Source organism: Hominimerdicola alba (assembly GCF_900112155.1).
In the GTDB taxonomy this organism is placed as follows: domain Bacteria; phylum Bacillota; class Clostridia; order Oscillospirales; family Ruminococcaceae; genus Hominimerdicola; species Hominimerdicola alba_D.
In genome coordinates this window covers 141,055-153,561 of sequence record NZ_FOKQ01000004.1, presented here as the reverse complement: position 1 = coordinate 153,561, position 12,507 = coordinate 141,055, and the positions used below count along the sequence as shown (strand labels likewise).

At 46.6% G+C, this 12,507-nt stretch carries 12 protein-coding genes; all 12 read left to right on the top strand.

Annotated features, from left to right (window positions below; translation table 11 throughout):
- Positions 1 to 177: 177 nt before the first annotated feature.
- The 12 genes from BM265_RS03905 (at position 178) to prfB (ending at position 12,351) form a co-directional block, all read left to right on the top strand.
- Positions 178 to 669, top strand: a complete 492-nt coding sequence (locus BM265_RS03905) for an RNA polymerase sigma factor (protein WP_074960184.1) — start codon at positions 178 to 180, stop codon at positions 667 to 669.
- Position 670: 1 nt separating this feature from the next.
- On the top strand, positions 671 to 1,858 hold the full coding sequence (locus BM265_RS03900; RefSeq protein WP_074960182.1) for a hypothetical protein: 1,188 nt from the start codon (positions 671 to 673) through the stop codon (positions 1,856 to 1,858).
- A gap of 345 nt (positions 1,859 to 2,203) precedes the next feature.
- The gene (rplM, locus tag BM265_RS03895; protein WP_024857551.1) at positions 2,204 to 2,632 is read left to right on the top strand and encodes a 50S ribosomal protein L13; all 429 of its coding nucleotides are present in this window, start codon (positions 2,204 to 2,206) and stop codon (positions 2,630 to 2,632) included.
- A gap of 16 nt (positions 2,633 to 2,648) precedes the next feature.
- The gene (gene rpsI, locus BM265_RS03890; protein ID WP_024857550.1) at positions 2,649 to 3,050 is read left to right on the top strand and encodes a 30S ribosomal protein S9; all 402 of its coding nucleotides are present in this window, start codon (positions 2,649 to 2,651) and stop codon (positions 3,048 to 3,050) included.
- 115 nt (positions 3,051 to 3,165) lie between these two features.
- Entirely contained in the window at positions 3,166 to 3,642 is a 477-nt protein-coding gene (locus BM265_RS03885; protein WP_207646949.1) for a hypothetical protein, read from the top strand.
- A gap of 131 nt (positions 3,643 to 3,773) precedes the next feature.
- Positions 3,774 to 4,577, top strand: a complete 804-nt coding sequence (proC, locus tag BM265_RS03880) for a pyrroline-5-carboxylate reductase (RefSeq protein WP_074960178.1) — start codon at positions 3,774 to 3,776, stop codon at positions 4,575 to 4,577.
- A 53-nt stretch (positions 4,578 to 4,630) separates the two neighbouring features.
- Positions 4,631 to 5,245, top strand: coding sequence for a hypothetical protein (locus tag BM265_RS03875; protein ID WP_074960176.1), 615 nt, complete (start codon positions 4,631 to 4,633; stop codon positions 5,243 to 5,245).
- A gap of 39 nt (positions 5,246 to 5,284) precedes the next feature.
- Positions 5,285 to 6,178, top strand: a complete 894-nt coding sequence (locus BM265_RS03870; RefSeq protein ID WP_074960175.1) for a YesL family protein — start codon at positions 5,285 to 5,287, stop codon at positions 6,176 to 6,178.
- A 191-nt stretch (positions 6,179 to 6,369) separates the two neighbouring features.
- Positions 6,370 to 7,203 (top strand): glycosyltransferase, encoded by an 834-nt coding sequence (locus BM265_RS03865; RefSeq protein ID WP_074960173.1) that lies wholly within the window; start codon positions 6,370 to 6,372, stop codon positions 7,201 to 7,203.
- A gap of 195 nt (positions 7,204 to 7,398) precedes the next feature.
- Positions 7,399 to 9,330: a protein kinase domain-containing protein gene (locus BM265_RS03860; protein ID WP_074960171.1), complete on the top strand. Its 1,932-nt coding sequence runs from the start codon at positions 7,399 to 7,401 to the stop codon at positions 9,328 to 9,330.
- Positions 9,331 to 9,512: 182 nt separating this feature from the next.
- The gene (gene pfkA, locus BM265_RS03855; protein WP_074960169.1) at positions 9,513 to 10,475 is read left to right on the top strand and encodes a 6-phosphofructokinase; all 963 of its coding nucleotides are present in this window, start codon (positions 9,513 to 9,515) and stop codon (positions 10,473 to 10,475) included.
- Positions 10,476 to 11,214: 739 nt separating this feature from the next.
- Positions 11,215 to 12,351: a peptide chain release factor 2 gene (prfB, locus tag BM265_RS03850; RefSeq protein WP_074960167.1), complete on the top strand. Its 1,137-nt coding sequence runs from the start codon at positions 11,215 to 11,217 to the stop codon at positions 12,349 to 12,351.
- Positions 12,352 to 12,507 lie beyond the last annotated feature (156 nt).

The window sequence follows — 12,507 nt, the reverse complement described above, 5'->3', positions numbered from 1 at the left end:
ATTAAGCAAATGTAAAGACCTTTAGCTAAACCATTGGAGAAACTGACTGACAGGTAAACTTCTCATTGTGATTTTTTACACATCATGAATGGACTTTTAGTATATTCTGCCGATTTTTGAGATCACTATTGAGATATCGGAGATTTTGAGTGATTATTATACAGGAGGTGAAAAAGTATGCATACTGAAGAAACCGCCATTCAGGAACTTGAACAGACAATAATGAAATACAAACGCACGGTCTACGGTATTGCATTGACACAGCTGAAAAACAAGCACGAAGCAGACGATGTTTTTCAGGAAGTCTTTCTGCTGTACTATTTAAAGAAGCCCGTATTCGATGATGAGAAAGCCAGACGCGCGTGGCTCATCAGGACTGCGCTAAACAAATGCAGACAGTACAATCTCGGAAAATGGAACAGGAATACCGACAAGAACTTTGAACCACCGGAGGGCAGGCTGGCTGACTTTGAAAGCAAGTATGACAGTGAGATATTTGAAGCGGTAAGAGAACTCCCCGAGCATTTGCGCGAGACCTTGTATCTCCACTGTTTTCTGGGGCTTTCAGTCAACGAAACGGCTTCGATCCTTGGTATCAGAGCTAACACGGCAAGCATGAGACTGAGCAAGGCAAAAAAGATACTTAGATCAAAAACGGAGGGTGAATGATATGAAAGATAACGATTTTAGAAGAATTGAAAATCAGCTTGAACCCGATGACAGGCTGGTAAGATATGTGATCGATAAGGCATCACAGCTATCAGCAAACAGTGAGATGGCTGAAGATTACCTGAAAAGCCATGATGTTTCAGATACTATCACAGTCAAGCACAACAGAGTTTACAGATATGTCTTATCTGCTGCCGCCGCACTTGCACTGGTGTTCGGAGCAGGTATATATATTCGCAGTAATAACGCTGTAAAAACGCATACTCTCGATGTTTCAAGTTCGGTAGACAGTGTGGTAGAAGTCACTGACAGCACAGCTGAAGCAGCAGTTGCGGAGAATGTTTCGGTGTCTGAAAGCATTGCGGAAGCATTGGAAAGCAAGGTGGATATCCCAGACAGTACATTGGATACCCCCGCCAGAGTGGCTGACGAAGACGAAGCAGAGATAAGAGATGATGGCAGGAGCGAATGGAAACCGGACAGAACTGCTGACAGTTTTGAGACCAAGAACGGCAATGGTCAGGCGGCTGTATTGGCACCCGCAACCGATGAATACAGATCATTCGAGATGAACGACACTACCTATTATTTCGCCTGTGGCAACAAAGGTGAGATATATGATCCGGAACAAATGATCGGAAACAATATCCCGAACATTTCTTACATCAATGAATTCCTGAAAAATGTGGAAGTGCCCTCGATGTTCGGGGATATCCGTCCTTCGGCACAAGCAGAGGTTTACAGCCTGCAATTTGCCGATCCAAACTATATTGTGGCGGTAAGGTTCATAGATGTAAACGGCGATGAAAGGTACTATCTCTTTGCGGATATGGACCACAGCTTTGACACACTGGAGGAGCATCTGCTTGCACTGAACATTGACATATACACCTTTGACGGAACAGCCATCATCAGGCGTGACGGAGTGCGTTCTTTCGTCGATGATGACAGCACACTGAAAGAGATGCTGCTGTCATCCAACGGTGAAAAGACCGACACAGCATACGGTGAAGCCCTTTGTGAGATATTCCTCGATACACCTATCTATGGCGGAAGCGTAGGCTATACTGTTTACAGCGATGGCTATATCGGCGTGGTGAATGGTTTCGGAAGTGAAAGTATCTACAATGTCGGGACAGAAACAACCGCTCAGATGGTAAGCTATATAAATGAGAACTGCCATGAGTAAAGATCATGAGTCGGTGAAAATGATCATCCGGCAATAACATATCCCCTGCACATACTGTGGGGGATATTTGCTGTAAAAGCACAAGTTTTATCCCGTAATACTGTGCATTTTCACCTGTGAACGAAAAATGAAACAGCAAACGAGAAATCGAGAAAAACAAAGAGATTTAAAGAGAAATCAAGAGAATGAGGGATATAAATTAAAAATTCGGCGTATTGACTATTGACATTGGCGGAAAGATGTTGTATAATAGCTTACGTTGCGAATCCCGAAGGTCGTCTTGCGTGCGTCCTCGGGCAGATAGAACGGTTTTTACCGTACACGATATTTTAAGGAGGATACGATATGTCTACTTATATGCCCAAGGCTGCGGACATCACCCGCAAGTGGTATATCATCGACGCTGAGGGTCAGTCCCTCGGTAGAGTTGCCGCTAAGGCAGCTACTATTCTTCGTGGTAAGCATAAGCCTACTTATGCACCTCACGCTGACTGCGGCGACCACGTAATCATCATCAACAGCGACAAGGCTGTTCTCACAGGTAAGAAGCTCCAGCAGAAGAAGTTCTACCACCACACCGGTTGGATAGGCGGTCTGAAGGAGATCGGCTATGACAAGCTGATGGCTGAGCAGTCCGACAGAGCTATGACTATTGCTGTTGAGGGTATGCTCCCCAACAACACTCTGGGCAGAGCTGCTGCTAAGAGACTGAGAGTTTATAAGGGTGCTGAGCATAACAATGCTGCACAGAAGCCCGAAAAGTACGAGCTGTAAGAAAGGAGCAATCAGAATGTACGAATCCAAGCAGCCATATTTCTATGGCACAGGCAGAAGAAAGCACTCTGTTGCCCGCGTTCGTGTTTACGAGGGTACAGGTAAGGTTACTATCAACGGCAGAGACATCGACGATTATTTCGGTCTTGAGACCCTCAAGCTGATCGTTCGTCAGCCTTTCGCTGTTACTGATACTGTTGACAAGTATGACATTGTCTGCACTGTTACAGGCGGCGGTGTTACAGGTCAGGCAGGCGCTATCAGACACGGTATTTCCAGAGCTCTGCTCCAGGCAAGCGATGAGTTCAGACCTCTCCTGAAGAAGGAAGGCTTCCTCACTCGTGACCCCAGAATGAAGGAAAGAAAGAAGTACGGTCTGAAGGCTGCTCGTCGCGCACCTCAGTTCTCAAAGAGATAATTTTATCCCTATTGGGAATACTTCAAAAACATTTCAAGGCATCCATCGTTTGGTGGATGCCTTATTTATTAGAATGGAGCAGAATATGACACAACAAGAGATAAGCGAAAATATCATGATTGCAAGACGTTATATGAACGAATACCATCTTCTTTTGCCCGATGATGAAGTCCTGTTCGACTGCTATTGCCTTCCATCATTCAGGTTCAAGGCTTTCTATGTGCAGATATCTGTAAAAGACGGCATTTACAGAGCCAGCTGCGTCTATACAAGATATGCCGATCATTCAGGGGCAGAAAGCAATTCACTGCACTTTACAGCCGTTGAAAATGATAATCATCCCGCAAAACGAAACGACATTTTCTGCAAGATAATTTTTCCGAAACCCGAGATTGTTGATGATCTCATTTTAAAAGCACAGGAATATTCCGATAAAGCCGATGATCCGCAAAACAGTGTGATGATCGATGGCATCACCGCAGGGATAAGGCTATTTGAAAACGGCAAGATAGTCCGTGATATTGTATCTGATAATCCCACCAAGCACGAACCGCTGCTTGATGCTATCTGTTCTTTTTCCAAAATAATCTAAAGTTCCCCTCTTTGGCAGCTTTCTTCACTTGGTCGCCTCAACATTGGAGTTTCTTCATAAAATATACTTGAAATATCGCAATAAATGTGATACAATAACTATATCTATTTTTTGATTGGAAGTGTGACAAAATGAGTTATAAAGTAGGATTTATCGGCGCAGGCAATATGGGCAGCGCTATCATGAAAGGTATCGTCGGAAGTACCATGAACAGCGAAGTAGAACTGTATGCATACGACAGCTTCGAGGCCGCTGAGGATAGAGCTAAGTCTATCGGCGCAACAGGTCTCGGTAGTGAAGCTGAACTCACTGCTGCCTGCGATATCGTATTTCTTGCTATAAAGCCCCAGCAGCTTGACGAAGTTCTTGCTAAAATAAAGGGCGAAGTTACCAAGGATAAGGTGATCGTATCAATATGCGCAGGCGTAACAGACGATAATATCGCTTCAAAGACTATTGAGGGCGCAAAGGTAGTTATGGTAATGCCCAATACTCCTCTGCTGCTTGGCGAAGGTGCTACCGCTCTTGCAAAGTCTGACAGCGTTACTGATGAAGAGTTCGCACTGGTTTGCAGGATATTCGGTTCATGCGGTATATACTCTGTACTGCCCAAGGATAAGATGAAAGAGGTAATCGCCATAAACGGTTCTTCTCCCGCTTTCATTTATCTGTATGCTCAGTGCTTTATCGACTACGCAAAGAGCGTTGGCATTGATGAAAAGGCTGCTACCGATCTGTTTGCTAAATCGCTGATCGGCTCTGCAAAGATGATAACCGACAGCGGCAAAACTCTTGATGAGCTGATAACCATGGTTTCCTCAAAGGGCGGTACAACTATCGCAGGTCTTGAAAAGCTGAGAGCAAACAATATCGAAAAGGCAGTAAAGGAATGCTGCGAAGCTTGCACAAACAGGGCTTACGAACTGGCAAAATAATACAGTAATAATATTTCCGCAGTGGGCATAGTATTGTTATCGAGGTGATGATGATGCAGACGAGCCCCTGCAGGACAGACGAAAACAGAGCAAGTTACAGCGCAGGCACATTCGCTTTTATGTGCGGCGCCATGCTGACAGGTGTGCTCATCGGGACGATGTGCTTCTGCCTTTCGGCTGATACTCAGCTAAATAGGCTGATATCTCCCTCAGGTGAGATGGAGCGCCTTTTGCAGACCGACCTTGGCAGCGTTATGGCCGGCTCTCTGCTGGGAAGCACGGTATTCCTGCTGGGAATTGCTGCCGCAGGATTCTGTGCTGTGGGACAGCCCTTTGAAGTACTTCTCATCATGCTGAGAGGCATGGGTACAGGTCATAAGGCGGCACAGCTTTACAGTACCGCAGGCAGAGGAGATATCCTTTATGCAGCGGGACTGTTCCTGCCGGGTGCAGTGATATCTGCGCTGGCACTGGCAGCGGCAGCAAGGGAGGCTCTCAGCCTTTCAAACATCTACCTGAGGCTTACTTTGTCGGGTGGACGTGGCTGCGATCCTTCGGGAGCTGTGAAGCTCTACGGGGCGAAACTGCTGGTCATCGAAGCTATGCTGGCTCTGGCGGCAGGTGCTGATACAATCTGCTGTTATTTGTTTATTGGAAAGCTTGTCTGACAGAAAGGTCTGTCAGTGATTAAAAACAAGGAGAGTAAAATGGGATTTTTCGGAAATTACGATACGCCCGGAAGAGGAGTGCTGAAAACTCCTCACGAGAAGCGTCCGTTCTTCAAATTCTGGGAAGTATATTTCAGACATATGTGGCATCTTATGGGGCTTAACCTGCTGTACTTCCTGTTCACGGTACCGCTGGTCGCGGCACTGATGGGGGTATCTTTTACAGGTGATATGAAATGGCTGCTGCTGGTGGTGATATCTGGCATAATGGGACCTGCCACAGCGGCTATGACAAGAGTAGTGCGCAACTATTCGCAGGAGCGTCCCACATTCATGCTTCACGATTTCCGCAAGGCATTCAAACTTAACCTGAAGCAGGGTCTTATTATGGGCTATATCGATTCTATAGCAATAGTCAGCTTTATTGTGGGCGTGCCGATGTACAGCAAAATGGCGCAGGAAAACAGCATAATGTACGTGCCTTATGTACTCTGCCTGTCGTGTATGCTGGTATTCTTCATGATGCACTTCTACATCTATCAGATGATGTGCTCCACCACCCTGACGATGAAACAGATACTCCGCAACTCGCTGTTCCTCGTGTCGATAGGTCTCAAAAAGACCATATACACACTGCTGGCTTCACTGTTTGTGATAGCATTCAACTATATATTACTGATATTACCATCAACGATAGCCCTGGCGATGACACTTCTGATGTTCTTCCCATTCACGTTCCTGACTTTCGTTGCGTGCTTCAATTGCTATCCCGTAATACGCAAGTACGTTATACAGCCTTATTACGATAAGACAGGCGAGAAGAACCCCGAGGACAAAGATATTGATCCAGATGAAGTTCTTTTCGAGGACAAGGCAGCCGAGGAAGTGGCGGTACCTGTTCAGAAAAAGTCAAAGCCAAAGATGATAAAGTAAATATCGGACAGTAGCAGAGCAGCAAGTACTCAGATACTATAAAAGAGAGCTTTGGGGTCAAGCCTTTCGCGAAAAGCTTGACTAAAAGCTCTCTTTTTGGCATAAATCGCAAGTTCCGTAACCTCTATGTTGACAAAACCCAAGAAAAATGTTACAATAACTATATATGTGACACCGCGGAGGTGTGAGAAATGGAGAAAGATGGTGTCAGGCTTCCCGAGTACAGTGTGCTTATGTCTGTGTATAAGGGAGAAAAACCTGAGTTCCTTAAAGAATGTATCGATAGTATGCTGGGGCAGACTTTTGCACCCGATGATTTCGTGCTGGTCTGCGACGGCCCGCTGACAAAGGAACTGGACAGCGTTATCGATGAGTATGAGCAGAAGCATGAGTGCTTCCGCGTGCTGCGCCTGCCCAAGAATATGGGCGTGGGTCACTGCGCTAATGAAGGACTTAAAATGTGCAGGAACGAGTATATCGTAAAGATGGACTCGGATGATATCGCTTTACCCGAACGCTGTGAGCTCTCCATGTACATGATGGCGAAGCATCCCGGAGTTGATATGCTGGGCGCTTATATAAGCGAATTCGACAGCGACACGGGAGAGGAGATAGCTGTCAGGAAGACCCCCTCGGGAAATTCCGCAATAAGGAAGTACGCAAGGCGCAGAAATCCTTTCAATAACCCCACTTTGGTTTATAAGAAGTCATGGGTGGATAAGATAGGTGGTTATACGACGGTAAGGCGCTGTGAGGACTACGATTTCGTGGTGCGTATGCTGGCTGCGGGGGCTGTGGGCAGAAATATCCCCAAAGTGCTGGTGAGATACCGTGTCAACGGCGGAAATTATGACAGACGCCGCAACTGGGCAAATACCAGGAGTTTCATAGCGGTGCGCTGGAAGATATACCGCTCCGGATTCTCAGGACTGTGGGACTTTACCGTGACCACTGCTGCGCAGCTTGTGATGTTCCTGCTGCCATCATCGCTGACAGGAAGATTTTACAAGAAATTGTTAAGATGATTACGTGAGGACAACCAGTTCTTACAGAAAGAATACAAATTGTTTCACAACAAGTACAGTTAAGGAAAATCCCTTGACTTTGATGCGAAAAGTTGGTAATATTATTGAAGCGTCCCGGGACAGAGTTTCGCGGGACTTATCAATGGGAAAGTAAACGGCGGGATGAACGCCGATTTGAAAGTAAGGAGGTTCGGTATGGAGCCGAGTGTCAAGCTGTGCATGGGCTGCATGAACGAGCTGGGAGCGGACGGACACTGCCATTATTGCAGTTATACGGACGATATCCCCCATTTACAGGCTTATCTGGCACCCAGAACGGTGCTGGATAACAGATATGTCATAGGTAAGATGCTCTCATATAACGGCGAGGGTGCTTCGTATATATGCTATGATATGGTCGGCAAATGCAAGTGCGTCTGCCGTGAATATATGCCCGATACGCTGTGCGAGAGAGGACCCGACGGTCTGACCCTGAACGTAAACAGGGACTGTCTGGCGAAGTATAAAACTTTCATGTCCGAATTTGCCGATATGAACAAGGTGCTTTCAAGAATGAGGAACCTCACTCATATCGTCACTGCAAAGGATATGTTCGCCGAGAACAATACGACCTACGTGATACTTGAATATGTTGAGGGCGTATCCCTGAAGAAATTTCTGCAGTCGAACAAGGGCTTCCTTACATGGGAACAGGTAAAGAAGCTGTTCGTGCCCCTGTTCACTACGCTGAATATAATCCACAATGCGGGGATAATCCACAGAGGTATCTCCCCCGAGAATATAATAGTCACCACCGACGGCGAGCTGAAGCTCACGGGCTTCTGCATTAGTTCCATCAGGACATCGAATACAGGCATGATGCCTGAGTTCTATTCGGGTTATACAGCACCCGAACAGTATTCGTCACTTCAGTGGCAGGGTACATGGACGGACGTTTATGCGGTGGCTGCGGTCATATACCGCATACTCACCGGTAATATGCCCCTTGATGCCAACACCAGGATACACAATGATACGCTGATGGAAGCTTCCCGCATAAATCCCCGTATCCCCCTGCATATCTCCGATGCCCTGGCACAGGCTATGGCTGTGCGCGGCGAGGAGAGAACACAAACTGTCACCGAGCTTGTTTCGGGTTTGTTTGAACAGCCCTCAAGGATAGAACATCCCAAAGGCTCTACCCAGACTATACCGATACAGCACGTTCCCCGCGAGGAAAGACGCTACCGCGACGAGGAGGACGATGAGGAAGAGTATCAGCGCAGAAGACCTGCTGCTAAGAAGAGCAGTAAAGTGGCTACAATAGTCGGACTCTGCGTGCTTGGCGTACTGCTGGTGATAGGCATATATCTTATGACCCAGCTTTTCGCTCCACCTGATACCAGTACAACCACAGTATCCCGTGCTCCTGCGGAAGAAGTTTCGGATAGCGAGGAAGAGGACAGCTACGATTACGGCACAGCCACTATCACCACCGCAGCCAAGGATGACGATGATGACACCGAGTACGGCAGAGGTTCGATAATGCCGAATCTGGTGGGTCTGTACTATACCGAGGTCGAAAAGAAGATGGGCGACGAGTTCACCCTTAAGCCGAAGTATTACTACTCTGACGAGTATGACCGCGGCTATGTAAAGAGCCAGAGCATTCCCGAAGGAACGGATTATGACCCCAAGAGAAAGAATGAACTGGTGCTTGATGTATGTGCAGGACCTTCAGTAATACCCGTGCCCGACTGCACGAATTATTCCAAGAGCGAGTATATCAGCCTGCTGGACAGTCTGAACATCAAATACAGCGTTGCTGAAGATTACAGCAAGTCGGTGCCTTACGGTTTAGTGTTCAAGACCAGCATACCTGCAGGCGGCTGGATAAATATCGAAGAGGGCGATATCCTCACCGTAACGGTCAGCCTTGGCAAACCGCCCGAGACTACTACCAAGTCTTCCACATCTGTCAGCGGCGGCACAACAGAGCCTCAGCTCTCCGTGGATACACAGGATCCTTGGGCTCCCCATACCGATCCTCCCGTGTCTTCAAATGATCCCGCCAACACGGATCAGCCCGAAAATACGGACAATCAGAACAACGGAGACGACAACAACGGTGGAGTTGTATTCTACTGATATCAAACGTTTTCGGAATATTGCATTAAATAATGAACTTCATCTAAAACGTTTTTGAAAAAATGTGAAAACGTGCTCAAAGCCCTTGACATTCCGAGGGCTTTGTGTTATTCTTAGATTTGGAAAATTGAGAAGAAAAGGGCATATAATGGACAAACAGCCCGAATTTGGAGGTATATTTTATGGCAAAGAAAATCGGCGTTCTTACAAGCGGCGGCGATGCTCCCGGAATGAATGCTGCTGTAAGAGCAGTTTGCAGAGCAGCTCTTCAGAGAGGCATGGAAGTAGTTGGTATCCAGCGTGGTTACAACGGCCTGCTGAACGGTGAAGTCTTTGAGATGAACGCAAGATCTGTATCAGGCATTATCCAGAGAGGCGGCACTTGCCTTTATACAGCAAGATGTCCTGAATTCAGGGAAAAAGAAGGCGTTGCTAAGGGCAGAGACAAGTGCAGGGAACTGGGCCTTGACGGTATAGTAGTTATCGGCGGCGACGGTTCTTTCAGAGGTGCAGCTGACCTTTCAGCAATGGGTATCCCCTGCATAGGTCTTCCCGGCACTATCGACAACGATATCTCCTGCACTGAGTATACAATCGGTTATGATACCGCTATGAATACCGCTATGGAAATGATCGACAAGATCAAGGATACTGCACAGTCCCACGACAGATGCTCTGTTGTTGAGGTTATGGGCAGAAACGCAGGTTACATAGCAATCAACGTTGGTCTGGCTGTTGGCGCTGAGGCTGTTATCACTCCTGAAGAGGATTATGATATCGATGCTATCTGCGAAAAGATCAAGAACACAATGAAGAACGGCAAGAATCACTTCGTTGTAGTTGTAGCTGAGGGCGTTGGCAAGACCGACGAGATCACAAAGATCATCAGCGAGAAGACAGGTGTTGAGACCAGAGCAACTATCCTGGGTCACGTACAGAGAGGTGGCTCTCCTACAGTAAGAGACAGAGTTGTTGCTACACAGATGGGCTATCACGCTGTTGAACTGCTTGAAAAGGGCATTGGCAACAGAGTTGTAGGCATGAAGGATAACAAGGTATATGATGTTGATATCCAGGAAGCACTGTCCATGAAGAAGCCTTTCGAGGACGAGCTTTACAAGATACTGAACGAAACTGCGTTCTGATAAAACAGAATCCGGATATATACAGAGTTGTAATTGCTGTCGATTCTTCTTCCTGATGTTAAGATCGCTTAAAATTTGGAAAGAAGTCAATTCGTACACGAGAAAGCTCACGATATATGATATCAAAAGGACAGCTTCACGCTGTCCTTTTTTGATTTGTAAACTTATTATGAATCTTTGGACGAAAAATCGAAACCGTTTACGAAAAAGAACTCTGTCTGACTTGTGCATTTTGCATTATTCCTGGTCTGAAAAAAGAGCAGTATAAACAGTAATGAGAAAGCATTTTCCGCCCTAGGTGCTGTTTTTGCAGCAAATAAATATAAGTTAAAACTATTACGTAAACGGAGCGGTCATTGACAACTAACTCCGAAAACGTTATAATGTTAGTGTACTTGGGGAAGTATGCTTTATAAAGGCGGGGATATGTCATAGTGCAGGGTTATTAGCACGGACGCATCCAAAAACAAGCGGCTGCGGCGCAATTGCGCTGTAGCCGTTTTTCGGTTTCCGCCGTCTTTTGCTGCTGGTAGATGTTTATCATACGGACTGTGGGTTTCACTGGGGAAAACCTTTTTCAAAAGGGTCTTCCTCAATAAATCCCGCAGTTCGTATAACGGACATCTACCAGTGGTAAAATACGGCGGACGGCGAAAAAATTTGGCAAGGGGGCTTTACAATTCTGAAAAAATGATATATAATATATGTGTATGTATTTTTTTATGAAGGAGTAAAGATAATGGCAGTTGTTTTTTTAGAGAACCTTAGATCGGAGCTTGAAGCCTGCCGTCCGATGATAAAGGAGCTGCACGATGTATACGATATCGAGAATGCAGCCGAGAAGATCGAGGAGCTTCATGAGAAGGCAGCAGAGCCCGGATTCTGGGACGATCCCGAAAAATCGCAAGTGGTTCTGCAGCAGACAAGAAACTTTGAGGGCAAGGTGGAGCGTTACAACAAGTTCAACGGTGCTGCCGATGATATCGAGGTAATGATAGAGATGGCTGCTGAGGAGGACGAGGATACTCAGGCTGAGCTGGTAGAGGAGATCAAGGCTGAGCTCGACAAGCTGAAAGCTGACCTTGACGCAGCATCGCTGGAAACACTGCTGACTGGCGAGTACGACCACAGCAACGCTATCCTGAATTTCCATGCTGGCGCAGGCGGAACTGAGGCTCAGGACTGGACTGAAATGCTCATCAGAATGTATACCAAGTGGGCAGATTCTCATGGCTTCAGCGCGAAGATAATGGATATCCTTGAGGGCGGAGACGCTGGTATCAAGAGCTGCTCAATGTTCATTGAGGGCGAAAACGCTTACGGATATCTGAAAAGCGAATCCGGCATCCACAGACTTGTCCGCATATCGCCTTTTGACAGTTCAGGAAGCAGACACACATCTTTCTCTGCTGTAGAGGTTATGCCTGAACTCGATGATAATATCGAAGTTGAGATCAGACCCGAGGATATCGAGATGGAAGTTTACCGTGCAAGCGGCGCGGGCGGACAGCACATCAACAAGACCTCCTCAGCCGTAAGACTGATACACAAGCCCACAGGTATCGTTACAGCCTGCCAGACTCAGCGTTCGCAGTTCCAGAACAAGGACTACGCTATGAAAATGCTGAAAGCAAAACTGATCGAGATCAAGGAGAGAGAGCATCTGGAAAAGATCGAAGATATCAAGGGCGTTCAGAAGGAGATCGCATGGGGCTCGCAGATACGTTCCTACGTGTTTATGCCCTATACCCTCGTTAAGGATCTCCGCACAGGCTATGAGTATAACAATGTCAAGGCAGTTATGGACGGCGACCTTGACGGCTTCATTAATTCCTACCTGAAAGCACTCTCTCTTGGCAAGATCGAAAAGAACTGATAACAATTATCAGCCGCTTTGGGTTTGTTTTGTAATAACGTTTTTAGGTATTATTGTGGAAAACCCTATTGAAAAAGGATTATTCCCCCTAATCGTCAGCTTTGCTGATGGTGACCCTTTTTCCTAAAACTTCTGTTTCTTTTTGGCATGGGGTCA

What these genes read in the sequence shown, in the direction of transcription:
- BM265_RS03860 (WP_074960171.1), top strand. Translation starts at nt 7,399, where the DNA reads ATGGAGCCGAGTGTCAAGCTGTGCATGGGCTGCATGAACGAGCTGGGA.
- BM265_RS03900 (WP_074960182.1), top strand. Translation starts at nt 671, where the DNA reads ATGAAAGATAACGATTTTAGAAGAATTGAAAATCAGCTTGAACCCGAT.
- rpsI (WP_024857550.1), top strand. Translation starts at nt 2,649, where the DNA reads ATGTACGAATCCAAGCAGCCATATTTCTATGGCACAGGCAGAAGAAAG.
- rplM (WP_024857551.1), top strand. Translation starts at nt 2,204, where the DNA reads ATGTCTACTTATATGCCCAAGGCTGCGGACATCACCCGCAAGTGGTAT.
- BM265_RS03885 (WP_207646949.1), top strand. Translation starts at nt 3,166, where the DNA reads ATGATTGCAAGACGTTATATGAACGAATACCATCTTCTTTTGCCCGAT.
- BM265_RS03870 (WP_074960175.1), top strand. Translation starts at nt 5,285, where the DNA reads ATGGGATTTTTCGGAAATTACGATACGCCCGGAAGAGGAGTGCTGAAA.
- BM265_RS03905 (WP_074960184.1), top strand. Translation starts at nt 178, where the DNA reads ATGCATACTGAAGAAACCGCCATTCAGGAACTTGAACAGACAATAATG.
- BM265_RS03865 (WP_074960173.1), top strand. Translation starts at nt 6,370, where the DNA reads ATGGAGAAAGATGGTGTCAGGCTTCCCGAGTACAGTGTGCTTATGTCT.
- pfkA (WP_074960169.1), top strand. Translation starts at nt 9,513, where the DNA reads ATGGCAAAGAAAATCGGCGTTCTTACAAGCGGCGGCGATGCTCCCGGA.
- prfB (WP_074960167.1), top strand. Translation starts at nt 11,215, where the DNA reads ATGGCAGTTGTTTTTTTAGAGAACCTTAGATCGGAGCTTGAAGCCTGC.
- proC (WP_074960178.1), top strand. Translation starts at nt 3,774, where the DNA reads ATGAGTTATAAAGTAGGATTTATCGGCGCAGGCAATATGGGCAGCGCT.
- BM265_RS03875 (WP_074960176.1), top strand. Translation starts at nt 4,631, where the DNA reads ATGCAGACGAGCCCCTGCAGGACAGACGAAAACAGAGCAAGTTACAGC.